Here is a 25,850-nt window from a genome sequence, read left to right as displayed (position 1 = left end):
AAGGGAGAGCCTTTTCATACAGTCTTTTTTATTGGCTGACACCAGTTTGGACAATGTTCATATGACAATTCACTTGAACATCTGCATCAGGGTAGAGTTTTTGCCATTTTTCTGGTGTCATGGCTTTATCTTTAGAGCGATATCTCAAACCGAGTCCAAGCGGATCAATTTTTTGATTTTTAAAGGATTGAACAAGTTCTCTTCCTTGCTGAGCTACACGCTCCTCAACTTCTTTTTCGACATGCTTTAAAATAGAAGGCGTATCGATTTTTTTCGATTTCATGAATTCTTTTAATTCACCTTTCAGTTTGATATCAATGGTGATATGAGGCTTTTTTGTAAGGTTTTCTGTTGGTTTCATATGATAAGACACATGTGATTTAATATTTTCAATGACGACATGTGTTTTCTTTTTGTCATTAAATCGGAACTCATAAATCCCGTTTATATGATTTTCAATCATCGCTTTAAACGTAAACGTATCTTCCCCTGGAATATGCCCAACCATTTTTTCTTGATCAAAAAGGGCGACACCTGACACTTTAATAGAGTTGCTTGTATTTTTAATGTAAGGGAGGTAAGCATCAACGCCTTTTGCCATCATCTGATTCATAAAAATATGCTGATTGGTGACAGGTTGATTGCCGTTTCGCATGTTTTGGGCGAGCAAATCTGAAAGATATACACCTATATTTAAGTTGGTTTGATTCATTTTTGTATGCAATAAATCTTCAACTTCTCCGTCTACTATGGCAAATACTTGCCTTGACCCAATGATCGGATCACGATAGATGTAATTCATCAAATCAATCATACCCACTTCTTTCGCCAGCTTTTCACTTATTAAAATCACGAGTACTTGTCCCATGACAACGGGGAAAGGCGATTTTTCTGAAACAAGAAACTGAATATTACTAATGGTATTTGACTTAGCACTTACAATTTGATAGCTTCCTTGCTCTTCGCTTTTAAAAACAGGGAAAACAAAGAAGCCCTTCATTTCTCCATCTTCCAATAAGTCAAATCCCGCCGCCTGCGAGATACTTAATTCATCTAAGAGACGAGGCTCTGCACAGCTCGTTAAAAAAAGACTAAATAACATGAGACACATCAGAATAGAATGTTTCATGCTCGTTTTTTCACCCACCTTTTTTTCAGCAGCAGCCCAATGATCATACATCCAATCAATCCATAGATGAGGATGTACCCGCTATATTCCACCCATTTATTAAATGTCTCAAAAGAGGTAGCTCCGATAAAAAATGAAAACATGCCGAGAATGAGAAGGCTGAGAACAATTAACGTGATGCGCTGGCTCGTCTGAAACACTTGTTTTGCCATTCTGCTGGCGGCCCATAATGGAATGGCGATATTTGGAACGATGAGCAAAAGCCATAGCGACACTTCAATAAATTCAAAGCGCTGGATAAACGGAAGTTTGACAATGCTGGTAAATGTCAATGTCGGCCATTTCGTTAGTTTGAGCTGAGCACTTGAGTAGTACGCTATAGAAACGAGAAATACAAGCAAATTGAGGCATGTGGTCAGCAATGCCCCCATATGTGCAAATTTTTGCGACGTTTGTGCTTTTTTAATAAAGGGATAATAGACAAGCAGTGTTCCAAAACCAAACATGGATAAAGAGGCATCTTTGACCCCCACCATGAGTTGTGAAAATGAATGATCAAACATTGGGAACATAAACCGGATGTGACTATATTTCATGACATAAAAGCAGATAAAGGTCATCCAGTACGTTAGGATAATACTAAAGAATGCCCAACCAGCGATTGTTCTAAATCCGCCCGTATGAATGTAATAGACAAGGATGAGAAGCACTGATGCAAATAAGAGGCCGGGAATTTCTTTAAACAGCCAAACATGGATCACATCCATATAATGAATAAGCACAATCAAAGACAATGAAGAAAAATACAAAATGTAGAGAATGTTGATGAATTGTCCGAGCCATTTACCAAACACAGATTGCGTAATGTCACTAAATTCGTCAGTAGGTGCTTTTTTAAACAAAAAGTAAATAAGGAAAATCATTAAATTGACACTTGCACCAGCAATTAAAATGGCGATCCACCCATCATTATTAATCGCCCGGACAAGATTCGTCTGGAAATTTAAAATACCAACACCTACTTGATTGGCATTGACAAGAAAAAAAACAAAAAAAGGGGATACTTGAAATTTTTCTTTTACAGAAGAAGAGCTCATGCCTTCACTTCCTTATTCATAAAAATCATTTTTCCCCTTGCGGCCTTGCTTCGGCTTTTGGTGGTGTATCGTTTCATTTGGCGGGCGTAAGTTCTCTGGGCGTTTATTCAAAAATCGGAGCTGAGGTCGAATCAAACTGCCCTTTAAATCGGCCAATCGAAGTGGAAAGATAGGTTCTAAGTAAGGACGGCCAATAGACGTTAATTTCATTAAGTGGGTAAGAAGAAAAGCTCCCATGAGCGCAATTCCGAGCGCTCCCCACGCTTGTGCGGCAATAAGAAATGGGAAGCGTAAGAGACGAATGGTCGTCCCCATTTTATAAATCGGTGTGACAAACGAGGCAAGAGCTGACAATGCGACAATAATGAGAAGAATATTACTCGTTAATCCCGCTGCAACTGCTGCCTGTCCGATCACAATACCTCCAACAATCCCGAGTGTCTGTCCGACTTTTGCTGGAAGGCGAGACCCGGCTTCCCTAAGCAGCTCGATGGATATCTCTAAAAATAATGCCTCAATAATTGGCGGAAAGGGAACGAGATAGCGTGATGCTACAATCGTTTCTAATAAGTCCTTAGGAATCAGTTCATAATGAAACGTTAAAATGGCAACATACAACGGGGTTGCAAAAATAGAAAATATGACAGCAAAAATGCGTAACAGCCGAAAGGAGGATGCTGCGATCCAAGACATGTTATAGTCTTCCATTGTAGAAAAATACTCGAATAATATTGTAGGTGCTAGCAGGGTATGAGGCGAACCGTCAACCATAATGGCTATTTTTCCTTCTGTTAAACCTGAAGAAACCCTGTCTGGCCTTTCTGTATTTAAAAATAATGGAAAGATTGTATTGGACACATCATAAAGCATTTGCGCAAGATAATTTGAATCTAGAATTTGGTCATAATCAACATCTTTAATCCGCTGAAGAACGGTTTCAATGTTCTGCGGGTTGGCGATATCCTCTATGTATACAACGGCTACTTTCGTTTGAGAAAGGGTTCCCACTGTGTGTTCAACTACTTTAAGGCCAGGGGTTGGCAGTCTGCGTCTGAGCAAGTTTAAGTTTGTATCCAGCCCTTCCACAAAGGCTTCCTGCGCACTGATAATCCCGAATTCAATCTCAGGTTGACTCACTTGTCTACCTTTCTTTTCTTCAATCGGTAAAAGGAGCGTTTTGCCCCAGTCTGTCTCAATTCGAACAGCAATACTGCCACGATGAAGAGCTTCTTCCACTTTTTGAAGGTCACTTGTAATCACAGCTTGTTCAATTGGGATGTGTTCTTTCAGCTCTTCAAGAGTGGGTGTCAAATGCAATTGTTGAATAAAAGGCAAGATTTGTTCATGAAGTAAATTGCCATTAATTAAAGGTCGAAAAAAAGAAATTCGATAAAGAAAACCTCCGGAGCTTGATAATTCATTAATAAAATCAGAGGAACGAGATAATGCTTCAAATACTGAATTCGGGTCTTTCTGATGAGGTTTATTTTTCTTCAGCACTTGAACCATCTCCTTTCGCGATTTGCCTCTATTATCCAACCAATCGTCTGAAGATATGCATAAAAAAAGCGTTCAGCTTCATGAGCTGGACGCTTTTTTTCCATATTGAACGGCTTCTAATAAAAAGTCAGCCAGATGAATTGCTCTCATGCTGGGCGTATGTCCTGCCTTTTTGACGCCTGCTGCCATTTGTAATTGACAACCTGGATTCGACGTAACAATGGCAGCCGCTGCTGTGTGGTTGGCTTCTGCCATTTTATGATCTAAAATCTGCATCGACATATCGGGCTGCAAGATATTGTAGATTCCTGCTGATCCACAGCAGCGGCCGGCATCTTTCATTTCCTTAAACGTTACTCCTTGAATGGCTTTCATGAGCACCCTCGGCGCTTGTTGTACATTCATACCATTTCGTAAATGACAGGAATCTTGATAGGTGATCACTTGCGCTGGCAGCGCAAGTGGCATGCTGCGGTGAAACTCCAGCTCCACAAGAATGCTTGATATATCGGTTATTTTCTGTGAGAAGGCTTTACTTCTTTTTTGGAAATCTAGATCATCCTGAAGCAAATGGCCGTAATCAGTTAAAAAGGCACCACAGCCGCCCGCATTCATGATAATAGCATCGGCATCTGTATCCTCGAATGCTTCAATATTCCGCTTGGCTAACTGTTTTGCTTGGTCTTTTTCTCCGCTATGACCGTGAAGCGCTCCGCAGCATGTTTGTATAGCAGGAACGACGACATCACAGCCTGCTAGCTGCAAAAGATGAATGGTCGCTTCGTTTGTGCTTGAGAAAACCGTATCCATTAAACAGCCAGTAAAAAACGCCACCCGTTTTTTTGTCTTACCAATGGCTTTATATTCATTCAAACGTTTTTTCTTTTGAGGCGGCACCTTTGGAAGCGCTTGTTCCATCAGCTGTAAATGGGAGGGAAGCACCTTCAGTATGCGCGTCTTGCGGGCAGCCGTTTGCAGACCAGATGTTTGATAAAATCGAAGAAAGCTAGCAGCTTGCCGCATACGACTTTGTGAAGGGAAGAGACCTTTAAACACAACTCGTCTCATCAATTTGACAGGAAGCGATTGTTTTTTGTGCTGTTGAATAATGTCTCTTGCATCTTCTAGCAGCTGTCCATACTTGACGCCAGAAGGACAAACAGGTTCACATGCACGGCAGCCGAGACAAAGATTAAGTGAATGTTCAACATCTTCATCTGGTTCAATGACGCCATCTCTTACAGCTTTCATTAATGCAATTCGGCCCCGGGGAGAGTGCGTTTCTTGTTGTCCAGATTCAATATAGGTAGGGCAGGAAGGGAGGCAGAAGCCGCAGCGCATGCAATTAAGCAGCTCCTTTTCATCCATTTGCTCCTGAAACTGCTGCTGGATCTCTTTTTGCTTAGAAGAAGAACTCATGAGACCACCACCCGCTTTCTTGAGGCTTTTCCAAACACTTTATCTGGGTTCATGATATTTGCCGGGTCAAGCGCCTGTTTGATCGCTTTCATTGCAGCGATTCCTTCTTTTTTGACCTTCAGCTCCAAATAAGGGGCTTTCATGAGACCAACGCCATGTTCGCCTGTGATGGTGCCGCCGAGTGCAACGGCTTTTTCAAAAATGGCCTGAAAGGCAGCTTCTACACGTGTCATTTCTTCTACATTTCTTGCATCTGTAGCACAAGTGGGGTGTAAATTCCCATCACCTGCATGACCAAAGGTACAAATGTTCACCTCGTATTCTCGGGCAATGTCTTCAATTGCACGAACCATATTGGCAATTTCAGACCGGGGAACGGTCGCATCTTCTAAAATCGTTGTAGGGCTTAATCGAGCGAGAGCAGATAAAGCAGAGCGTCTCGCTGTTAAGAGCGCACTTACCTCATCTTCTGAATGTGCGATCTTCACGCTTTTAGCCCCGTGCTGTTCACAAACTTCTGCTATCTTTTGGATATCACGAGAAACAGCTTCGGGGTTGCCGTCCTGTTCAATTAATAACACGGCTTGAACGTTAGTAGGCAGACCAATGTTTGCAAAATCTTCAACAACTTCAAGGGTCGGCTGATCCATAAATTCTAATGTGGCAGGAATGATACGCTCAGCAATGATGGCCGAGACAGAAGTCGCAGCTTCTTCCAGGCTTTCGTATAAACAAAGCATCGTTTGTTTCGTTTCTGGAAGCGGCAGGAGCTTCAGCACCGCTTCTGTGACAATCCCGAGCGTTCCTTCTGAACCAACGAACAATCGAGTCATATCATATCCAGCGACATCCTTTGCAAGCTTTCCGCCTGTTTTGATAATGTCACCATTTGGCAGAACCACTTCAAGCCCAAGGACATAATCCCTTGTCACTCCATACTTTAAACCCCGCAGCCCCCCTGAATTTTCGTTAATATTGCCGCCTAATGTAGAAATTTTCATAGAGCTTGGGTCAGGCGGGTAGAAGAGACCTTTTTCCTCTACTTGATGAATGAACTCCTGCGTAATCAAGCCAGGCTGCACCGTTGCGGTTAGATTTTCTTCGTCTATTTCTAAAAGTTGGTTCATTCTAGTAAAGAGAATCACCAACCCGCCTTGGGTAGGACATGTTCCTGCACAAAGATTCGTCCCTGAACCTCTTGGGACGATCGGCACCTTGTGAGTGGCGCATAGTTTAACAATTTGCTGCACTTCCTCCGCCGTGCGAGGTGTCACGATGGCATCTGGCATCTGTTGAAAATTTGGTGTTGCATCATAAGAGTAGGCAAGACGATCTGCCTTGCTGTCTTGGACATACGACGCCCCAACAATCTCCTTTAATTGATTTGAAAATTCTGAATCCAGCATATACAATCACTCCCGCTCATTTAACGTCTCGTTTCTACCAGTATAAAAAAAGAACCGTCACATGCCTATGGACGATTCTACAAAATATCAGGCTGTTTTATAGGTTTTTTTGTATCATGATCTAAAAGCAGCAAGGCCAAATAAAAAAGCATTGCATCTTGCATGCGCTTTGGATCAAGTGTCGTTAAATCCTGGATCCGTTTTAATCTGTAATGAAGTGTATTAATATGGACATGCATGGCTTCAGCTGTATGTTTCAATGAGTAATCCGAAGCTATGAGTACCCGCAATGTTTTCACTAGTTCAGGATAGGGAAAAAGGGACGCAATCGTGCGATCAAGAAACGCATCTTTTGTTTCCTGACTAATTTCCTCCATAAAAAGTTCAAGTGTCAAATCTTCATCAAACACAATCGGTGTTTCAGCATGCGCCAATTTTAAAGCGCGAAAAGCTTGATGAAAGGACTGTTTCATGAAATGAGAAACTGCTGGTTTTCCCGCGCCAATGAAAACCCTCGATGGTGAAAGCGCTGCGAGCGCAGCATGGATATGGAACACGCGCTTGTGCCATGTATCACGACTATCTGGTGTGGTTTGCAGCATGAGCAAAAAACGGGCATGCCCCCAGCGCACAATAATTTCCTGATTGGTCAGGTGCAATTTGTCCTTCATCAGTTTGTATTGATCCTGCTTCATAAACGATTCATCTTGGCAATCAATGAGTACAACCACACGCTGCTTGTTGACATCAAGACCAAGCCGCTGCGCCTTTTCGGTCATATCAACAGCTGTTTCTGGCAGATGAAGCCAGTCGAATACAAAGGCTTCAAGCTGCCGTTCATCTGTTTCCGTTTCTTGAAAAAATTCATGCTCTTGAATGAGCAGCTCGGTCATTTTTCGTAAAATGTCGCCAAAAGGGGACACATGCCTTGGATCGCCTGTCATTCCAATCACACCAATGACTTCTTGCTTAAAATAAATAGGCAGATTGATACCGGCTTTAACGCCTTTCATATGCAGCACATCATCCTTTGTAAGAATTCGTTTCTGCCCTTCTAAGGACGTGACATATGCGCCTTCATGAAATTGACCAATGCGTGCTGGATCTGTTGCAGCAATAATGGTACCGTTAGTTTGTGTGATGATGATTTCTTCCGTCAGTACCTTTTTGACCTCATCTACGATTTTTTCTGCCAGTGTCATTGTGAGCAAAACGGTCCCCTCCGAGATGTTTCTTTTTACACTATCATACCATCATATGCTCAGGCATATCTTTCTTTTCATATGTTATGCTAAAATAAACAACGCATAGGAAGTAGATGAAAGGAGACACAGTCATGTCACTGCAAAATCGCTTACAAGATTTATTGAAAGAAGGACAGGCGCTCACAGACTTTGAATATAACGAAGCCGCACGTCAAAATTGGCCGCTAGAAGGGGCAAAAATGACAGAAGAAGCACGCTTTGCTGATGTTTATATAGAACGAGTGGACAAGGAATCGGAGGAAATGATTCAAACGGAAAAAGCGTCCTTTTTGAATACCCCTCTTACATATGTAAAAAAACAACAAAAAGAATTCATTTATATTGAGTCGAAGTGGTTTGAAGTGGTGGAAGTCGATGGACTGGCCATTGAATGGGATGAAGTATTCCAAACGTATACAGTATTATTCGGATTCAAACGTCAGAAAAAAGAGACAGGACAGCTAAAGGACATATTCTCTGCCTTACATGGTGCTCAGCTCCAATTTAATGGTCAAGACGGCTTATTTGATGTGAATCTGCCCCTTCTTGAACTTGATGACATCGAGGAAGATACGCCTCTTATTGGTGTCATCACGTCAATGTACCGCTTTTTATTCCGATTGCTGATGCAGCTTGAAAAGAATGAATCAAAAAACGGCTCACATTCCTGAGCCGTTTTTTAGAGCAATCCTTTTATGAATTGAGCCTGACCCATCCCGAAGCTCCAATCGGCGTCTCCATTTTCCACAATGGAGATCATCACATCCGTTTTGGCAACCCCGCATTCTTTTTCTACACGTTCTGCGATTTGTGCATAAAGCTTTTCCTTTTGCTCTTCCGTTCGCTGTTTACTGACAACACTAATGACAACCAGATCCTTTGTTCTCGGGTAACCAAGCCCAGTGTCTTCAATGATCATCTCTTCAGCGCGGTGTTGATGTACAATTTGATAGCGATCTCGTTCAGGTACCCCAAAGGCATCCACCATTGCGTCATGGCAAGTGTCTAGCAGTTTTTTTAAATCCTCTTTAGAACGGCCTTCTATCAAGTCAAATCGTAACAATGGCATCACGTCTACCTCCCAATATGTGTTAAATGTACGGTCATAATGTAACCAACACTTCGCTGTTTCACTCGTTTGTGCATAAGAAAAAAGCCAAAACACTGACGTTTGGCTTTTTCTCTTTGGACTAAGGCGTGATAAACTTTACATCATGCTCTTTTCCATATTGAAGGTAATCTTCATTTGGCTGCTCGTTGGTCACGACGATGTCGATATCTTTTAAATCACAAAACGTGGTCAAGGCATAATGATCAAACTTACTATCATCGACTAATAAGAAGGTTTTGGCGTTTTTTTCAACGAGTGTCTTTTTAATATCAGTCTCAAGCGGGGAGGAATTCGTCACGCCGTGATCAATGGATAAACCTGTTGACGCAATAAATGCTTTATTGACATTGTATGCTTTTAGACGCTCAACACTTTGATAACCAACGAAAGAATTTGTTTTTCGCTCTAGCATACCGCCGGTCGAAAAGATGGTGAGGTGTTCATAAGGCATAGCCTGTGTAATGAAATCCACGTTATTTGTCACAACGGTGATCTGTTTCTCCATCAAATAAGGAAGCATCTCCAGCGTCGTTGTACCAGAATCAACAAAAATCATATCACCATGTTCAACAAATGCGGCGGCAGTCTGTCCGATGAGTTGTTTTTTACTCAGCTGACGAGTCTTTCGCTCCTGATACACCACTAATGTGGAGTGATTCACAGCCACACCGCCATAGACTTTCTTTAGCACGCCGGATTCTACCAATGCTTGTACATCTCGGCGTATTGTGTTTTTTGAGACGCCAAAATGCGCCACAAGCTCATCAAGAGAGGCAGATTCCCGGTCAAATACATACTCTTTTATTTGCTGAATACGTTTTGTTTTTATCATGCTATAATCTCCAATCAATACGAATATGCTGATTTTATTATAACAATAATTCCACGTAAAAGATGTCACGGATCAACATGGGAGAATTGAATGATCTTTTTCTCTTATCTTTTCTCATTTTTCATAAGAGCGTATGATAGAGAAAAGAGGACAGAAAGGATTTTCACTTCTATGAATCAGCACAACATACAGTTTTCAAAGCTTGCAAATTTTAGAGAGATAGGGGGACTCCAAACAACCGATCAGATGGTGATTAAACAAGGAATGTTGTATCGATCTGCCGATTTATCCCGTCTCACTAAACAAGACATATTGACCTTCTCGACACTTGGAATTCAAACGATTTGTGACCTGCGTACAAGCTCAGAAAGAAGATCACACCCGCCAAAGATCATGGAACATGACAAAATTGTTCATATCCCTATGCAGCCTGACAGCATGATGCCTAGCAAATGGGCCATGTTTCGAATGCTGGTAGCAGAAGGAAAGTCTCTATCCTTTACGCCGATCATGAAAGATTTATATCAAAGCATGCTCAATGAGCGAAAAGAAGAAATTCAGCAATTGTTTACATTACTGTCCGATGAAAAAAATTATCCGCTTATGCTTCACTGTACAAGCGGAAAGGACCGCACAGGCTTTTTATCTGCTCTTATACAATTAGCAGCAGGTGTGCCGGTGTATACCGTTTTAAATGAATACATGCGTTCCAACGAAGGCGTGCGAATACTAGTGAAAAGGCAAGAACGATTTGTTCGCATGATGAGTTTATACCGGGTGTCAAAAGAACAAGTTCAACCGCTGCTTGGTGTGCAGCAAGATTATCTTGAGGATGTACTGAAAGAGATGATAGATACATACGGAAGTGCAGAGCAGTATTTACTAGAAGCCTGCGGGGTTCCCAAAGCTCAGCTGATAGAAATGAAAAACATCTTGCTTACACCATCTGCTGGCATTCCATCACAAAACGCAGAATAAACTTGATATGAGGTGATGCAAAACATGCTGAAAAAGATGAGTATGACGGTTCTGACATTGGTTTTCATGTGTGTATTCTTATTGATTCCTTCTAGCAGTCTAGCTCGTTCAATACCAAAAGGGAAGCTTGAGAGCACAAGAGAGATGCGTGCGGTGTGGGTCGCATCAGTGTATAACCTAGATTGGCCTTCAAAGAAAGGACTGTCCGCCGAAGAGCAGAAACAAGACTTCATTCAACTGTTAGACGAAATCAAGGCGATGAATATGAATGCCATCATCATGCAAATTAAACCAACAGCAGATGCCTTTTATCCGTCGAAATTCGGGCCTTGGTCTGAATATTTGACTGGTACGCAAGGGAAAGACCCTGGGTATGACCCGCTTGAATTTATGGTAGAAGAAGCACATAAACGCGGTCTTGAATTTCATGCTTGGTTTAACCCTTATCGAATCACCATGAATCATACCGATCTCAACCGATTATCAGCCGATCATCCTGCAAGAGCGCACCCAGATTGGACCATCGCCTACGGAAATCAGCTGTACTTTAATCCAGGCATTCCTGATGCTCAGGACTTCATTGTTGACGGCATAGAGGAAGTGGTGAAAAACTACGATATTGATGCGGTGCATATGGATGATTATTTTTACCCGAATAAAATCGCTGGTGTGCCATTTCCAGATCAAGAAACGTATGAAACTTACGGAAAGAAGTTCACTCATATAGAAGATTGGCGAAGAGATAATGTGAACGAGCTAGTGAAGCAGATCAATAACACCATTAAGAAAGAAAAGCCGTATGTGAAATTTGGTATTAGCCCATTTGGTGTATGGCGCAACATAAAAGATGACCCAACCGGTTCAAACACAACAGCAGGGATGACCAATTATGATGATTTATATGCTGATACAAGAGAATGGATACAGCAGCACCATATTGATTATATCACCCCGCAAATTTATTGGAGTATCGGCTTTCAGCCCGCTGCCTATGATGTACTTACGAAATGGTGGTCAAATGAGGTGAAGGGGCAGCCTGTTCACTTATACATTGGTCAAGCGACTTATAAAATCAATCAAAACAGTGATCCTGCTTGGTCTGATCCTGAAGAGTATTTCCGCCAGATCAAGCTGAACAGGCAGTCACAGCTCATCCAGGGAAGCATGCATTTTAGTCTGAAGGATATCAATCGAAACCCCTTGAATGTAAAGAAACGATTAATAGAAGAAACCTATATCAAACCAGCCCTCATTCCAGAGATGCCATGGCTTCATCAAAAGGCTCCTAAAAAACCAATCATCCAATCTGTGAAAAAGACAGAGGATGGCGCAGTTTTACAGATTCAAAATGACCGGAGCTCTACCGCATCCTATTATGCAGTCTATCGATTGTCAAATAAAGGGACGTATGAATTCGTTCAAGCGGCCGTAAAAGAAACAGGCTCCTTTACACATGTCAAAGACCTTTCAGCAAATCAAAAGAAGAGCTATACTTACAAAGTGACGGCTCTCAATCGTCTTCACCATGAAAGTAAGCCTTCTACAAAAACAATAAAATAACATAATAAAGCATAAATGGGGATTTTCCTCGATTTATGCTTTTTTGCTTTCTCTATTTTTCTACTATTCTTATTTTAATTTTCTGAATTCAATCAAGCTTGGCATGAAGCAGCTACTTGATTAATAAATATGATAGAAAAGCGCCAAAGGGGGAAGCACAATGGATTTTGAATTAACGAAAGAGCAGCAAATGATCCGTCAGATGGTCAAAGAATTTGCAAAAACAGAAATTGCACCACACGCTCAAACGATTGATGAACAGGCGATTTTTCCAGAGAAAACATTTCAGAAAATGGGGGAGCTCGGTTTTATGGGTATACCCTTTCCAGAGAAATATGGAGGATCGGGAGGAGATACGATCTCATATGCACTAGCAGTCGAGGAAATTGGAAAGCAGTGTGCGAGTACAGGGCTTAGTTATGCCGCAGCGGTTTCCTTAGGCGCAAGTCCCCTTTATTACTTCGGTACGGAAGAGCAAAAGATGGACCATCTTGTTCCGTTAGCTTCTGGAACAGCACTCGGTTCCTTCGGATTAACAGAGCCAAACGCCGGATCAGATGCAAAAGGAACAAAAACAAAAGCCATCAAAGACGGACAAGAATATGTGATCAGCGGAGAGAAGTGCTGGATCACAAATGCCAATTTTGCCAGAACAATTATTGTCACAGCTGTGACGGATCATGATGAAAACGGACGTCCGATCATCTCCGCTTTTATTGTAGAGAAAGGGCAAAAGGGACTTTCAATTACAAACCCATATGACAAAATGGGGGTTCGCGGTTCAGATACGGCTGAGATCATTTTAGACGAAGTGCGTGTACCGGCTCATCACATATTAGGAGATAAGTCGAAAGGATTCAAGCAATTTTTATATACATTGGACGGCGGACGAATTTCCATTGCTGCCTTATCTGTCGGGATTGCGCAAGCTGCACTTGATGCTTCACTTTCCTATGCAAAAGAAAGAAAGCAATTTGGGCAGACGCTCTCATCCTTCCAGGCCATTCAGTTTAAGCTGGCGGATATGGCGATGCAAATAGAGCTTGCAAGACAAATGGTCTGGAAAGCTGCTTGGCTGAAAGATCAAGGCAAACCATTTACAAAAGAAGCGGCCTATGCCAAACTTTTTGCTTCAGAAATGGCGACTAAAGCAAGTCTTGATGCGGTCCAAATTCATGGCGGAACAGGCTATATGAAAGAATGCGGTGTTGAACGGCTGGTGAGAGATGCCAAGCTGATGGAAATCGGAGAAGGAACCTCTGAAATTCAGCGTCTCGTGATCGCAAGACAGCTGTTAGCGTAATACTCTAATGAAAACGCTTACTATTCATAAGGGAGGAAAGCAATGATGTCGATTTACCCGCAAACGATCGGCTCCCTATTAAGAGAGAAAAAAAAGCAGCATCCAGCACATGAAGCCATTGTTTACCCAGAACGTTCTTTACGTTATTCATATGAAGCGTTTTATCACGAGGTCAAGAAAACAGGTAAAGGTCTCATGGCATTAGGGGTTCAAAAGGGAGATCATATCGCCATCATGGCACCAAATGTACCTGAATGGCTTATTCTGCAATTCGCCTGCGCCTCCATTGGTGCTGTTCTTGTCACCGTGAATACCAATTTTCAATCACAGGAACTCGCATATTTACTCAAGCATTCTGACAGTAAAATGTTGTTTATTGTAGACGGATTTAAAGAAACTTCCTATGTCAACATGCTTAAAGAGCTGATTCCAGAGCTTCAAACCGCTCATCAAGATGTGATCACCTCCTCATCATTCCCTTATTTGAAAAGCTGCGTCTATATCGGTCAGCATGTCCCAACCGGTATGCGCAGCTGGGATAGTATACAAATTGCTGCGAAAAGAACCGAGGATCATGAGTGGGAGAAGCGAATGGATGAGCTCACGCCTGATGACGTCATTAATATGCAATATACCTCAGGCACAACAGGCTATCCAAAAGGAGTGATGCTCAGTCATACGAATATTGTCTGTAATGCCGGTCAAATCGCAGATTGTATGAAATTAACAGAGCAAGACCGTATGTGTATCCCTGTGCCATTCTTTCATTGCTTCGGCTCCGTTCTTGGTGTACTTGCTTGTCTCACAAAAGGGGGAACGATCATCCCACTTGAATCTTTTCATCCAGAACGAGTTCTGCAAACAGTTGAAACAGAAAAATGCACTGTCCTTCACGGTGTGCCGACCATGTTCATTGCAGAGCTCGATCATCCAAATTTCCACTCTTATGATCTGTCTACATTACGAACGGGAATTATGGCCGGTTCACTCTGCCCGTCCCATGTCATGAAAGCAGTGATTGAAAAAATGGGGCTTAAAGAACTTACAATTGCCTATGGTCAGACCGAAAGCTCACCTGTCATTACCCAAACAAGAACCGATGATTCGTTTGAACGACGAGTTCAAACGGTCGGACGTGCACTTCCTCACATTGAAGTAAAAATTACCTTGCCAGGAACGTCAAAAGAAGTGTCAAGAGGACAGCAAGGGGAGCTTTGCACAAGAGGTTACCATGTCATGAAAGGCTATTATAAAAACGAAGAAGCAACAAATGAAGTCATTGATGAGGACGGATGGCTTCATACAGGGGATTTAGCTGAGATGGATCACGACGGCTATGTAAAAATCACAGGCCGGCTCAAAGATATGATCATCAGAGGCGGAGAGAATGTGTACCCAAAAGAGATTGAGGATGTCCTATACACTCACCCTGCCATTCTTGACGCACAGGTCGTTGGTATTCCTGACGAGACATATGGCGAGGAAGCAGCCGCATTCATTCGGCTGAAACAAGGGAAGTCGATCTCAATTGAGACATTAACGAGCTATTGTCAGTCGCAAATGGCACGCTACAAAATCCCGAAATATTTTTTCATTACAGATGAGTACCCAATGACCGCCTCAGGCAAAATTCAGAAATTTCGCTTGAAAGAGCAGGCGCTTGATCTAATAAAGGAGTGAAGGCAGCGATGTTTGAACAAGTATTGGTCGCCAATCGAGGCGAAATTGCCCGTAGAATTATTCGGACATGTAAACGACTCGGAATAAAAACTGTTGCTGTTTATTCAGAGGCTGATCAGCATGCACTTCATGTGCAAGAAGCAGACAGTGCCTATTATGTCGGTGGCGCTAGAGTATCTGAAAGCTATTTAAACATGGAAGCAATCATCAGCATTGCCAAACAAACAAATACAGATGCCATCCACCCAGGTTATGGTCTTTTATCAGAGAATGCAGCATTTGCTAAGCGCTGCCAAAGCGAGGGCATTGTCTTTATTGGACCATCTGCACAAGTGATTCAGCAGATGGGGAATAAAATTCAAGCGAGAAAAACGATGGAACAAGCGGGGATTCCAATCGTTCCAGGTGTTTCAGCTCCGCTTCATGATGCAGACGAAGGGGTTAGTAAAGCACAGTCACTCGGCTATCCCGTTATGCTAAAGGCATCGAGCGGCGGCGGCGGGATTGGTATGCAGCTCGTCCGCAACGATGAAGAGCTGTATAGAGCATTCGAAGGAAATCAAAAAAGGGCACAAAGCTTCTTTCATGACGGTACTTTATACATGGAAAAGGTGATTGAACACGCACGGCACATAGAAATTCAAGTTCTTTTTGATTCGTTCGGCCACGGCGTTCACTTATTTGAAAGAGATTGTTCACTCCAAAGAAGACATCAGAAAATTATTGAAGAAGCACCTGCCGTCTGTCTTGATGACACCGTGAGACAGCAAATGGGGCAAATGGCCATCAAAGCTGCCAAAGCGATTGGGTATGAAAATGCGGGCACAATTGAATGTTTAGTCGATCAAAACCAGCAATTTTATTTCTTAGAAATGAACACGAGATTGCAAGTAGAACACCCTGTCACAGAAGAAATTACAGGTATTGATCTTGTCGAGGAGCAGCTGAAAGTTGCAGCATTAGAGCCCCTGTCCTTCAGTCAGGAGGACATTCATCAAATCGGGCATGCCATTGAAGTCCGAATATACGCTGAAGACCCTGTGACATTTTATCCGTCACCAGGTACAATCACTCAACTTTCTACACCTGACGCCCCGTATATCCGGCATGAGTCAAGCGTAACGAGCGGCAGTGTCATTACCCCATTTTACGATCCGATGATTGCGAAAATGATTGTGTACGGTGATACACGGAACCTTGCAATAGAACGATTAAAAACGGCATTACACGCATATGAAATAGAAGGGATCAAAACCAATCTGCCGCTTTTAAAAGAAATGGCCGGATCTACTGCCTTTTTACAGGGAAGCATTACAACCGATTATCTGATGAAAAAAAAGGAGGAAAACCGTTCATGAAAACCGTCACGATTCAAATGGCCGGAAACTTATGGAAGCTTCTTGTGAAACAGGGCGATGAAGTGCAAAAAGGACAGGAAGTCGCCATCTTAGAATCAATGAAAATGGAGATTCCCATTGTCGCAGAAGAAAGAGGTGTAATCAGTAAAGTGTATAAAGCGGAAGGTGAATTTGTTGACGAGGGTGAGGTGCTCTTAGAGCTGACAGAATAGGGGGGGAAGCAGCATGGCATTACCAAAAAACGTGCTCATTAGAGAGGTCGGCCCGCGCGATGGCCTGCAAAATGAATCTGTTTGGCTGAACACAATGGAGAAGCGAACATGGATCCATTTACTCGAAGAAGCCCGCCTTCCCTATATTGAGGTCACCTCATTTGTCCATCCGAAATGGGTACCATCCTTAAAAGACGCCAAAGAATTAGCTCAATCATTAAACAAAAAAGATGATATCACCTATGCCGCACTCATCCCAAATGAAAAAGGATTAGCTCATTTTTTCGAAGCAAACCTTGAGGTAGGGGCTATGTTTATCTCAGCGAGTGAGACACACAACAAAAAGAATATGAACCGATCTATACAAGAAACACTGCCTGTGATGAAACAAATGACAGCCGATTTAAAAGCAGAAGGACGGCAAACTCGGGCATATATTTCTACCGTGTTTGGCTGTCCTTATGAAAAGCAAGTGCCGATGGATCAAGTGCTGCGATTAACAGAGCACCTGCTGTCCTACGGCATTGATGAAATATCACTCGGAGATACCATTGGAGAAGCCCATCCGCTGCAAGTAGAAAGGCGGTTAGACCTTTTACTTGAACGCTTTCCTGCTGATAAAATCGCTCTTCATTTTCATGATACAAAAGGAATGGGCCTTGCCAATATTTATACGGCATTAAAAGCAGGCATCACCATTTTTGATGCCTCTAGCGGGGGGCTTGGGGGCTGTCCTTATGCACCTGGCTCCAGCGGAAACGTGGCGACAGAAGACGTGGTGCACATGCTTCACAAACTTGGGATCGATACAAATGTCGACCTCCCTCGCTTGATCAAAGCAGCTGAATGGATTGAAGCAAAAGTGGATCGAACCCTGCCAAGTCACTGTTTACGCGCTTTTCAGTCTCACACTACTTGATAAAGGGTGAATCACATGACATCATTGGTCAATTTTTCAATACAAGATGATCACATTGGCATCATGACCTTAAACAGACCAGCACAAGCCAATGCTCTATCAGCTGTTATGCTAGAGGAAATCAATCAAACGATTCAAGAAATTAAACATGATGAAAATATCCGCTGTTTGCTCATTACAGGAGCTGGCGCTAAAGTTTTTTGCGCAGGAGCAGACTTAAAAGAACGGCGATTGATGACAGAACAAGAAGCCAAAGCAGCCGTCTTCATCATTCAGCAAACCTTTACAGACATTGAATCCTTGCCTGTCCCTGTCATTGCCGCTATGAACGGACACGCCCTTGGCGGAGGTCTTGAGCTCGCGCTCGCCTGTGATCTCCGCATCGCAAGAGCGGGTGCAGCACTCGGCCTGCCGGAAACAGGACTAGCTATCCTGCCAGGAGCAGGGGGCACACAAAGACTCCCGCGCCTGATCGGACCCGGGAAAGCAAAAGAAATGATCTTTACAGGCAGCTCTTTACGAGCAGAAGAAGCCGTTCAAATTGGGCTGATTGAACGCATCTCTACATCCGATTCACTGATGAATGATGCCATCTCACTCGCAAAACAAATCACCAAGAATGGGCCGATTGCTTTAAAAGAAGCAAAACAAGCCATTCAATCCAGCCTAGATCACAATTTGCAAACTGGTCTGATGAAAGAATATGAAGCCTATATGCGGCTTATTCATACAGAAGATCGACTGGAGGGTCTCAAGGCTTTTCAAGACAAACGAACGCCTCATTACAGAGGGAAGTAGCAAGAAAGGGGAATGGTTATGATCGAGGAATATGAATTAAAGAAACATCGAATTGAAAAGGGCGGGGCAGAACGCTATCATCAAAAAAACAAAGAAAAAAGAAAATTATTTGTCCGTGATCGGCTTCATTTGCTCTTAGATGAGGATTCTTTCATTGAAGATGCCATGTTTGCAGAGTGCAAAGATGAACACTTACCAGCAGATGGTGTCGTCACAGGAACCGGGCGTATGAATGGCATGACTGTTTGCGTCATGGCAAATGACTCTACGGTTAAAGCAGGATCGTGGGGCGTCAAAACAGTAGAAAAAATCATTCGAATTCAAGAGACGGCCGAGAAGCTCAATTGTCCTATGCTGTATCTAGTCGATTCTGCGGGTGCAAGAATCACCGATCAGATCGCAATGTTCCCAGGCAGAAGAGGAGCAGGGCGCATTTTTTATAACCAAGTCAAGCTGTCTGGACGTATCCCGCAAATTTGTTTACTCTTCGGTCCATCTGCAGCCGGCGGTGCATATATTCCTGCTTTTTGTGACATTGTCGTCATGGTCGAAGGAAATGCTTCCATGTATCTAGGTTCACCACGAATGGCTGAAATGGTGATCGGTGAAAAAGTATCACTTGAGGAAATGGGCGGTGCGAAAATGCATTGCAGCACGTCTGGATGCGGAGATATATTAGCCAAAACAGAGGAAGAGGCCATTCAAATTGCACGTGATTATTTAACCTATATGCCTGCCAACTATACAGAAAAGCCAAAAACGACAGCAGCAAAAGCACCTAAACCATCTGAAACCACCATCCAAGACTTAATCCCAAAAGGCCAGAATACCCCATTTGATATGTATCAATTCATCGATTTACTCATTGATGAAGGGTCATTTTTTGAAATCAAAAAGCTGTTTGCCGCAGAGTTAATCACCGGCTTTGGCAGAATGAACGGGCAGCCTGTCGGTCTGATTGCCAATCAGCCAAGGGTAAAAGGCGGCGTCTTATTCCACGACTCAGCTGATAAAGCCGCCAAGTTTATTCAGTTATGTGATGCCTTTCATATCCCGCTGCTCTTTCTTGCGGACATACCGGGGTTTATGATTGGGACAAAAGTAGAACAAGCCGGCATTATTCGTCATGGAGCGAAAATGATCTCAGCTATGTCAGAAGCGACCGTTCCGAAAATATCCGTCATCGTCCGTAAAGCATACGGGGCAGGACTATATGCAATGGCAGGCCCAGCATTTGAGCCGGACTGCTGCCTTGCTCTTCCATCGGCGAAAATAGCTGTGATGGGGCCAGAAGCCGCTGTAAATGCCGTCTACGCAAATAAAATTGCAGAACTCCCACCCGAAGAGAGAACGGCATTTATACAAGAGAAACGGAAGGAATACCAAGAAGATATGAATATCTATGAACTTGCCTCTGAAATGATTGTCGATGGCGTCATCCCGTTTGACCGTCTAAGAACTGAACTTTGTCATCGATTACTAGCTTATACATCAAAAGAAATGACATTTACTAAACGAAAACATCCGGTCTATCCGGTCTAAAGGGGGCGTCTTTATGATCAACCTGAAACCAGAATGGATACCGGAAGAAAAGCAGATCCAAAAAACACGTTTGCATCAGTGGATGAAATCTCTTGGTTTTTCTACGTACCACTCATTCTATCAAGCCAGTATTGATCGCACTGACTGGTTTTGGAGAGAAGCCGAAAAGGCGGTCGGCATTCAATGGAAAAAGCCATATGAAGCAGCATTAGGTCAGCACTCATTCATGTGGCCGAAATGGTATGAGGGCGGCACATTAAACATCACCGAAACGGCCGTGGACAAATGGGCAGAAAAAGAAGAGACGAAGCATCGCCCCGCCATCATTTGGAGCAATGAAGCCGGTGAAGAAAAGAAATGGTCATTTCTTGAACTTCAAGAGAAAGTGCGCCGTCTTGCAGCTGGCTTTTTGAAAGAAGGGCTTCGAAAAGGGGATGTAGCGATCGTATATATGCCGATGCTTCCAGAAACGGTCGCTGTTATGCTTGCCTTTGCAAAGATTGGTGTCATTTTTAGCCCCGTCTTCTCAGGCTATGGAAGTGAGCCTCTCGCTGTACGCATTCGCGCGTCAGGCGCATCCATTGTCGTCACAGGGAACGAAATGATGCGCCGAGGGAAGACGATCAACATGCGAGAATGTGTCGCTGATGCCATCAACAAAACAACAACAGTACAAAAAGTGATTGTGCACACTTCCGCTAATACCGGATATCAAGACGATGTCCGGTTGAATGATTTGTTAAAAGAACAGCCGATAGCCGGTACGACCTATGTGAATAATGAAGAACCGCTTATGATCTTGTATACATCAGGCACAACTGGTACGCCAAAGGGAGCCGTTCATACACACGCGGGCTTTCCGATAAAAGCGGCTTTTGATGCGGGTCTATGTATGGATGTTGCAAAAGGAGACCGGCTTTTTTGGCTGACTGATATGGGCTGGATGATGGGGCCATTCCTCGTCTTTGGCGGCTTAATCAATGGAGCTGCCATCGTTTTATATGACGGCGCTCCCGATTATCCAGATGAACAGCAGCTCTGGTCGTTCATTCATCAGCAGAAAGTCACTCATTTTGGACTTTCACCCACATTTATTCGTTCTGCGATGCAGCAAACGATTGATGGGGTCGAACTGCCGCATGTCAAAGCCATTATTTCTACTGGAGAGCCGTGGAATGAAACGCCGTGGCAATGGTTATTTAACACCATTGGTCAAAGAAACATTCCGATCTTAAATTATTCAGGAGGAACTGAGGTTTCTGGGGGCATTGTAGGCAGTACGCTGCTTCGACCAATCAAACCGATTCTCTTTAATGCGGCGATCTTAGGAATGGCAGCAGATGTATACAATGAAGCTGGGCAAAGCGTGATGAATGAAGTAGGGGAGCTTGTGGTGAAAAAGCCATGGGTCGGCATGACGTGTGGTTTTTGGAACGAACCGGAGCGTTATGAAGACACGTATTTCAAACGATATAAAGGCGTATGGACACACGGAGATTGGGTTATGCAAACAGAGGACGGTGAATTCCACATCACAGGCAGATCGGATGATGTCATTAATACAGCAGGGAAACGCATCGGGCCAGCTGAAATTGAATCCATCCTTGTTAGACATCCTGCCGTGCATGAGGCTGCTGTCATTGGGGTAAAGGATGAGGTGAAAGGGGAGGCGCTCGTATGTTTCATCGTGACCAGTCCGCATGCTTTTGAAGAAGTAGCCCTCATTCAAGAGCTTTCAGCACATGTTGGTTCACATGCCGGAAAAGCGCTCAAGCCAAAAGAAGTTCATCTCATTTCAGCTTTACCAAAAACAAGGAATGGAAAAATTGTTCGCCGTTTACTAAAAGCGGCGTATGAAGAGCAGACTTCACCCGACCTTTCTTCATTAGACAACCCAGATGTATATAAAAGCCTGACCGAATACTTGAATAAGAAACGGAAAAAGTAAAAAAGACAGGAAGGCTCCTGTCTTTTTTATTGCACATGAAAATTCGTGCCATCTGTTGTTTCTTTGACAATACCTGCTCGAACGACAAAATCACCGAAATGTTCTTCGTCTTCTCGTTCTTTTGCATAGCGGGGGAGAAGAGAGCCAAGTTCGTTTAAAATGTCTTCCTCACCAACATTTTCACGGTATAGCTTACTTAATCTGCTGCCATCAAACGCAGCGCCAAGATACATGTTGTATTTGCCAGGTGATTTCCCGATAAAGCCAATTTCACCTAGCGCATGACGGGCACATCCATTTGGACAACCAGTCATACGAATCGTGATTTCTTTATCACTTAAGCCGTTTTCTTCGACAATCTCTTCAATTTTGTCAATCAAGCGTGGAAGGTAGCGCTCTGCTTCTGCCATCGCTAAGCCGCATGTTGGCAATGAAACACAAGCCATTGAGCTACGGCGCAGCGCGGAGTGTTGCTGACCGTCTGATAAACCAAACTTCTGAATCAGCTGTTCGATTTGTTTCTTTTTATGAGTTGTGACATTCCCAATGATTAAATTCTGATTGGCGGTTAAACGGAAGTCACCTGTATGCACCTTGGCAATTTCACGGATGCCTGTCATCAGTGGATAATCATCATAATCTGTGATGCGTCCGCCTTCCACAAACATCGTATAATGCCATCTGCCATTAATGCCTTTTACCCAGCCATAACGGTCACCGTTATGATCAAAGTGATAATCCTTTGCCTCTAACAGAGTAAATCCAAGGCGGCGCTCAAGCTCTTCTTTTACATTTTCAAGACCAAGGCGGTCCACCGTATATTTAAAACGGGCATTTTTTCGCACGGAACGGTTTCCGTAGTCACGCTGAATGGTAATCACTTGTTTCGCAATCTCTACAACCTGTTCCGGTGTACAAAAGCCAATCACTTTTGCAAGCTGAGGATAGGTCGCTGTATCACCATGAGTCATACCCATTCCGCCGCCAATTGCGACATTAAAGCCGATCAATTGCTCATTTTCGATGATGGCAATAAAGCCTAAATCCTGCGAAAAAACATCAATATCGTTAGCAGGAGGGACTGCCACACCAATTTTGAATTTCCTTGGCAAATAAAGCGGACCATACATCGGTTCAACTTCCGTATCTGGCGTTGCCGCAACCTTTTCCTCATCAAGCCAAATTTCGTGATAAGCTCTAGTTTGCGGGAGCAGGTCATCACTTAATTTTTTCGCCAGCTCGTATACATCATGGTGCACTTCTGATTGATAGGGGTTTGATGTACACATGACATTCCGGTTCACGTCGCCGCAAGCAGCAATTGTATCAAGCATAGTAGAATGAATGTCTTGAATGGTTTTTTTCATATTCCATTTTAAAATACCGTGAAGCTGAAAGGTTTCACGAGTAGTCAGTTTTAACGTACCGTTTCCGTATTTGTGAGCAAGCTCATCCATCACAAGCCACTGCTTAGATGTGGCGATTCCGCCAGGCAGGCGTACGCGCAACATAAATTGATAGGCTGGCTCAAGTTTTTGTTTCTGCCGTTCATTTCTGAGGTCTCGATCATCTTGTAAATAACTGCCGTGATGTTTCATCAGACGGTTGTCATCATCAGGAATTCCCGCTGAAATCGGATCAAGCATTACTTCTTTTAACGTACCCCGTAAATAATCACTTTTTTCTTTGATTTCTTCTACGTCGCTCGGAGGTCCATCCGGCGCTGTTAATGCTGTCTTCACCATGTAAGTAAAAGCTCCTTTCTTTCAAGCATCAAGTCCATTAATATACGTCGCGCTGATAGCGTTTTTGCTGCTGCAAGTTAGCTAGATAGCTTTCTGCTTTCTCTTTGCTCATCGCACCTTCTTCTTGGATAATCGATAGAAGGGTATGATGAACATCATGCGCCATATGCTTTTCATCTCCGCAAACATATACATAGGCACCTTGCTCCAGCCATTCGAATAATTCTTTACTTTGCTTCTTCATTTGATGCTGAACATATACTTTTTCCTCTGAATCTCTTGAAAAAGCCACATCCATTTTCGTTAAGACGCCATCTTTTAGCCACTTTTGCCATTCGGTTTGATATAAGAAATCCGTCACAAAGTGCTGGTCACCGAAGAATAACCACGATTTTCCGCTTGCACCGATTTCTTCTCGTTCCTGCATAAACGAACGGAAAGGGGCAATACCTGTGCCTGGTCCCACCATAATGATCGGTACATCAGGGTTTTCAGGAAGCTTAAAGTTTTGATTGTGCTGAATATAAACAGGCAGCGTATCACCTGGTTGTAAGCGCTCTGCACATAGAATGGAGCAGACACCTTGACGTTCTCTCCCGTGCGCATCATACCTCACAGCACCGATCGTCAAGTGAACTTCTTCTTCATTCGCTTTCAGGCTGCTTGCAATCGAGTAAAGGCGAGCCGGAATTTTTCTTAAAATCGCAGTGAAGTCTGCGGCTGTTCCTTCAAAAGGAGCGAAATCGCGCGCAGCATCGACTAAATCTCTTCCAGCTATATACGCTTTTAATTTTTCTTCATTTCCTTCTTTTAAAAGGGCATGGAGGGCTTCATTTTTCGTCAAGTCCGCCAACTTTTGAAGAAGGGGTTTTGTTAAAACTGTAATCTCAAAATGTGAGGTAAGTGCTTCTTTTAAAGGAAGAGTCTCACCGTTTTTATGAACAGTTACAGCTTCTTCTGCATTCCATCCGCATGTTGTAATCAGTTCATCAACAAGCGCAGGATCATTTGTTGGATAAATTCCAAGGCTGTCACCCGGTTCATAAACGAGTCCTGACCCTTCAAGTGAAAGCTCCAAATGGCGGGTTTCTTTGTTAGAGCCACGGCCATTTAGATTGATATTTTCAAGAACTTCCGCATAAAAAGGATTCGTTCTTGAGTATTCAGTAGCTGCTGTTTGGCTGTTTGCTCCAGCTGATTCTTGCGTGAAAGCTGCGGCTTCACCTTCGCTAAGTGACGATGTCACCCCTTGAAGCCATTCAGAAAACGGCTCATCATAATCAAGGTCACAATCCACTCGATCTGTCAGGCGCGTTCCGCCAAGTTCTTTAAAGCGCTCATCAAATTCTTTTCCAGTCTGACAGAAGAATTCATAGGAGCTGTCACCAAGCGATAGAACAGAAAAGCTTAAATGATCGAGCTTTGGCGCACGTCTACCATGGACATATTCATGGAAAGAAAGGGCATTGTCAGGCGGATCTCCCTCGCCATGTGTGCTGACGATCAACAGTAAATTGTGTATTTTTTTCAGATTATTTGGTTTAAAATCTGACATAGAAGAGAGCGTCACTTGAAAGCCTTTCTCTTCGAGATGCTGTGCTGTCTTTTTCGCTAACCCTTCGGAATTGCCTGTTTGCGACCCGTAAAGCACGATCACATCTTTACTGACAGGCTGCGCAGGTGCTGCGGCAGAAGGAGATAGGGCTTGAGTAGCTGTTTCTGATCCGGCTAGCGCAGCTTGTGCTGATAAATAACCGGTAAGCCAAATTTTTTGTTGATCTGTTAAAGTCGGAAGCAGCTGATTGAGTAGCTCTGCCTGCTGCTGACTAAAAGGACTGTTCAATACATGAAGTTGCAACGATATCCACCTCACAAGGAATATAAACATAGATTAATTCGATAGGAATTATATATATAGGTTCAATTTGAACTTTACCGAAAGTTTGCCATTAAGTAAAATATATAATATTGATTGTCATGATTAAGATTTCTAATGACAAAGCATATGCGAATAGGGGAGAAGACATAAAAAAAGGAAAACGGTCATCCGTTTTCCTTTTATCTATCTA

The 25,850-nt window shown here is 43.2% G+C and carries 21 protein-coding genes; 11 read left to right on the top strand and 10 right to left on the bottom strand.

The features are described 5' to 3' along the window. Positions 1 to 28: 28 nt before the first annotated feature. The 6 genes from MHH68_RS09215 to MHH68_RS09190 all read right to left on the bottom strand — a co-directional run bounded on the left by MHH68_RS09215 (position 29) and on the right by MHH68_RS09190 (position 7,762). On the bottom strand, positions 29 to 1,129 hold the full coding sequence (locus MHH68_RS09215) for a Ger(x)C family spore germination protein (RefSeq protein WP_058015694.1): 1,101 nt from the start codon (positions 1,127 to 1,129) through the stop codon (positions 29 to 31). Further along, positions 1,126 to 2,226, bottom strand: coding sequence for a GerAB/ArcD/ProY family transporter (locus tag MHH68_RS09210; protein WP_339162736.1), 1,101 nt, complete (start codon positions 2,224 to 2,226; stop codon positions 1,126 to 1,128). The genes MHH68_RS09215 and MHH68_RS09210 overlap by 4 nt, the downstream gene beginning before the upstream one ends. A gap of 12 nt (positions 2,227 to 2,238) precedes the next feature. Beyond that, a complete protein-coding gene (locus MHH68_RS09205; RefSeq protein ID WP_339162734.1) occupies positions 2,239 to 3,726 on the bottom strand; it encodes a spore germination protein in 1,488 nt (495 codons plus the stop codon). 78 nt (positions 3,727 to 3,804) lie between these two features. After that, positions 3,805 to 5,145 carry a (Fe-S)-binding protein gene (locus MHH68_RS09200; RefSeq protein ID WP_058015586.1) on the bottom strand — a complete coding sequence of 447 codons (1,341 nt, stop codon included), beginning with the start codon at positions 5,143 to 5,145 and terminating at the stop codon, positions 3,805 to 3,807. Beyond that, positions 5,142 to 6,551 (bottom strand): glycolate oxidase subunit GlcD, encoded by a 1,410-nt coding sequence (gene glcD / locus MHH68_RS09195; RefSeq protein ID WP_339162730.1) that lies wholly within the window; start codon positions 6,549 to 6,551, stop codon positions 5,142 to 5,144. The genes MHH68_RS09200 and glcD overlap by 4 nt, the downstream gene beginning before the upstream one ends. Before the next feature lie 77 nt (positions 6,552 to 6,628). Then, a complete protein-coding gene (locus MHH68_RS09190) occupies positions 6,629 to 7,762 on the bottom strand; it encodes a sugar diacid recognition domain-containing protein (protein WP_339162728.1) in 1,134 nt (377 codons plus the stop codon). A 125-nt stretch (positions 7,763 to 7,887) separates the two neighbouring features. Here MHH68_RS09190 and MHH68_RS09185 point away from each other — a divergent pair, with 125 nt between their 5' ends. Continuing rightward, positions 7,888 to 8,466 carry a hypothetical protein gene (locus tag MHH68_RS09185; protein WP_061408111.1) on the top strand — a complete coding sequence of 193 codons (579 nt, stop codon included), beginning with the start codon at positions 7,888 to 7,890 and terminating at the stop codon, positions 8,464 to 8,466. An 8-nt stretch (positions 8,467 to 8,474) separates the two neighbouring features. Here MHH68_RS09185 and MHH68_RS09180 read toward each other — a convergent pair whose 3' ends face one another. Both MHH68_RS09180 and MHH68_RS09175 read right to left on the bottom strand, forming a co-directional pair. Then, positions 8,475 to 8,864 (bottom strand): tautomerase family protein, encoded by a 390-nt coding sequence (locus MHH68_RS09180; RefSeq protein ID WP_058015588.1) that lies wholly within the window; start codon positions 8,862 to 8,864, stop codon positions 8,475 to 8,477. A gap of 121 nt (positions 8,865 to 8,985) precedes the next feature. Next, complete coding sequence (locus tag MHH68_RS09175; protein WP_144461950.1) at positions 8,986 to 9,738, bottom strand: DeoR/GlpR family DNA-binding transcription regulator; 753 nt, start codon at positions 9,736 to 9,738, stop codon at positions 8,986 to 8,988. 90 nt (positions 9,739 to 9,828) lie between these two features. Here MHH68_RS09175 and MHH68_RS09170 point away from each other — a divergent pair, with 90 nt between their 5' ends. The 10 genes from MHH68_RS09170 (at position 9,829) to MHH68_RS09125 (ending at position 22,036) form a co-directional block, all read left to right on the top strand. Beyond that, positions 9,829 to 10,716 carry a tyrosine-protein phosphatase gene (locus MHH68_RS09170; RefSeq protein ID WP_144461952.1) on the top strand — a complete coding sequence of 296 codons (888 nt, stop codon included), beginning with the start codon at positions 9,829 to 9,831 and terminating at the stop codon, positions 10,714 to 10,716. A 24-nt stretch (positions 10,717 to 10,740) separates the two neighbouring features. Further along, on the top strand, positions 10,741 to 12,276 hold the full coding sequence (locus MHH68_RS09165; protein ID WP_339162722.1) for a family 10 glycosylhydrolase: 1,536 nt from the start codon (positions 10,741 to 10,743) through the stop codon (positions 12,274 to 12,276). A 160-nt stretch (positions 12,277 to 12,436) separates the two neighbouring features. Then, positions 12,437 to 13,579: an acyl-CoA dehydrogenase family protein gene (locus MHH68_RS09160; RefSeq protein ID WP_058015592.1), complete on the top strand. Its 1,143-nt coding sequence runs from the start codon at positions 12,437 to 12,439 to the stop codon at positions 13,577 to 13,579. Positions 13,580 to 13,621: 42 nt separating this feature from the next. After that, positions 13,622 to 15,259 (top strand): AMP-binding protein, encoded by a 1,638-nt coding sequence (locus tag MHH68_RS09155; protein WP_339162718.1) that lies wholly within the window; start codon positions 13,622 to 13,624, stop codon positions 15,257 to 15,259. Between the two features lie 8 nt (positions 15,260 to 15,267). Next, the gene (locus MHH68_RS09150; RefSeq protein WP_339162715.1) at positions 15,268 to 16,617 is read left to right on the top strand and encodes an acetyl-CoA carboxylase biotin carboxylase subunit; all 1,350 of its coding nucleotides are present in this window, start codon (positions 15,268 to 15,270) and stop codon (positions 16,615 to 16,617) included. Next, positions 16,614 to 16,829, top strand: coding sequence for an acetyl-CoA carboxylase biotin carboxyl carrier protein subunit (locus MHH68_RS09145; protein WP_058015595.1), 216 nt, complete (start codon positions 16,614 to 16,616; stop codon positions 16,827 to 16,829). The genes MHH68_RS09150 and MHH68_RS09145 overlap by 4 nt, the downstream gene beginning before the upstream one ends. Before the next feature lie 13 nt (positions 16,830 to 16,842). Then, a complete protein-coding gene (locus tag MHH68_RS09140; protein WP_339162710.1) occupies positions 16,843 to 17,748 on the top strand; it encodes a hydroxymethylglutaryl-CoA lyase in 906 nt (301 codons plus the stop codon). 15 nt (positions 17,749 to 17,763) lie between these two features. Further along, on the top strand, positions 17,764 to 18,546 hold the full coding sequence (locus tag MHH68_RS09135) for an enoyl-CoA hydratase (RefSeq protein ID WP_339162707.1): 783 nt from the start codon (positions 17,764 to 17,766) through the stop codon (positions 18,544 to 18,546). Positions 18,547 to 18,564: 18 nt separating this feature from the next. Further along, on the top strand, positions 18,565 to 20,088 hold the full coding sequence (locus MHH68_RS09130) for an acyl-CoA carboxylase subunit beta (protein WP_339165776.1): 1,524 nt from the start codon (positions 18,565 to 18,567) through the stop codon (positions 20,086 to 20,088). Positions 20,089 to 20,101: 13 nt separating this feature from the next. Continuing rightward, positions 20,102 to 22,036 (top strand): AMP-binding protein, encoded by a 1,935-nt coding sequence (locus tag MHH68_RS09125; RefSeq protein ID WP_339165775.1) that lies wholly within the window; start codon positions 20,102 to 20,104, stop codon positions 22,034 to 22,036. Positions 22,037 to 22,062: 26 nt separating this feature from the next. Here MHH68_RS09125 and cysI read toward each other — a convergent pair whose 3' ends face one another. Together cysI and MHH68_RS09115 are read right to left on the bottom strand one after the other, a co-directional pair. Continuing rightward, positions 22,063 to 23,781 carry an assimilatory sulfite reductase (NADPH) hemoprotein subunit gene (gene cysI / locus MHH68_RS09120; RefSeq protein ID WP_339165774.1) on the bottom strand — a complete coding sequence of 573 codons (1,719 nt, stop codon included), beginning with the start codon at positions 23,779 to 23,781 and terminating at the stop codon, positions 22,063 to 22,065. A gap of 37 nt (positions 23,782 to 23,818) precedes the next feature. Continuing rightward, the gene (locus MHH68_RS09115) at positions 23,819 to 25,639 is read right to left on the bottom strand and encodes an assimilatory sulfite reductase (NADPH) flavoprotein subunit (protein ID WP_339165773.1); all 1,821 of its coding nucleotides are present in this window, start codon (positions 25,637 to 25,639) and stop codon (positions 23,819 to 23,821) included. Between the last annotated feature and the right edge of the window lie 211 nt (positions 25,640 to 25,850).

Source organism: Bacillus sp. FSL K6-2841, assembly GCF_037976435.1.
GTDB classification, from domain to species: Bacteria; Bacillota; Bacilli; order Bacillales; family Bacillaceae; genus Bacillus; species Bacillus pumilus.
The sequence above is the reverse complement of the archived record's forward strand: the minus strand, read 5'-3'. Positions and strand labels throughout refer to the sequence as shown.

Bases quoted from the DNA above. Each gene is read 5' to 3' on its own strand.
- MHH68_RS09180 (WP_058015588.1), bottom strand. From the start codon at position 8,864: ATGCCATTGTTACGATTTGACTTGATAGAAGGCCGTTCTAAAGAGGAT.
- MHH68_RS09200 (WP_058015586.1), bottom strand. From the start codon at position 5,145: ATGAGTTCTTCTTCTAAGCAAAAAGAGATCCAGCAGCAGTTTCAGGAG.
- MHH68_RS09125 (WP_339165775.1), top strand. From the start codon at position 20,102: ATGATCAACCTGAAACCAGAATGGATACCGGAAGAAAAGCAGATCCAA.
- MHH68_RS09135 (WP_339162707.1), top strand. From the start codon at position 17,764: ATGACATCATTGGTCAATTTTTCAATACAAGATGATCACATTGGCATC.
- MHH68_RS09160 (WP_058015592.1), top strand. From the start codon at position 12,437: ATGGATTTTGAATTAACGAAAGAGCAGCAAATGATCCGTCAGATGGTC.
- MHH68_RS09145 (WP_058015595.1), top strand. From the start codon at position 16,614: ATGAAAACCGTCACGATTCAAATGGCCGGAAACTTATGGAAGCTTCTT.
- MHH68_RS09130 (WP_339165776.1), top strand. From the start codon at position 18,565: ATGATCGAGGAATATGAATTAAAGAAACATCGAATTGAAAAGGGCGGG.
- MHH68_RS09150 (WP_339162715.1), top strand. From the start codon at position 15,268: ATGTTTGAACAAGTATTGGTCGCCAATCGAGGCGAAATTGCCCGTAGA.
- MHH68_RS09215 (WP_058015694.1), bottom strand. From the start codon at position 1,129: ATGAAACATTCTATTCTGATGTGTCTCATGTTATTTAGTCTTTTTTTA.
- MHH68_RS09170 (WP_144461952.1), top strand. From the start codon at position 9,829: ATGATCTTTTTCTCTTATCTTTTCTCATTTTTCATAAGAGCGTATGAT.
- MHH68_RS09175 (WP_144461950.1), bottom strand. From the start codon at position 9,738: ATGATAAAAACAAAACGTATTCAGCAAATAAAAGAGTATGTATTTGAC.
- MHH68_RS09140 (WP_339162710.1), top strand. From the start codon at position 16,843: ATGGCATTACCAAAAAACGTGCTCATTAGAGAGGTCGGCCCGCGCGAT.
- MHH68_RS09165 (WP_339162722.1), top strand. From the start codon at position 10,741: ATGCTGAAAAAGATGAGTATGACGGTTCTGACATTGGTTTTCATGTGT.
- MHH68_RS09210 (WP_339162736.1), bottom strand. From the start codon at position 2,226: ATGAGCTCTTCTTCTGTAAAAGAAAAATTTCAAGTATCCCCTTTTTTT.
- cysI (WP_339165774.1), bottom strand. From the start codon at position 23,781: ATGGTGAAGACAGCATTAACAGCGCCGGATGGACCTCCGAGCGACGTA.
- glcD (WP_339162730.1), bottom strand. From the start codon at position 6,551: ATGCTGGATTCAGAATTTTCAAATCAATTAAAGGAGATTGTTGGGGCG.
- MHH68_RS09185 (WP_061408111.1), top strand. From the start codon at position 7,888: ATGTCACTGCAAAATCGCTTACAAGATTTATTGAAAGAAGGACAGGCG.
- MHH68_RS09155 (WP_339162718.1), top strand. From the start codon at position 13,622: ATGATGTCGATTTACCCGCAAACGATCGGCTCCCTATTAAGAGAGAAA.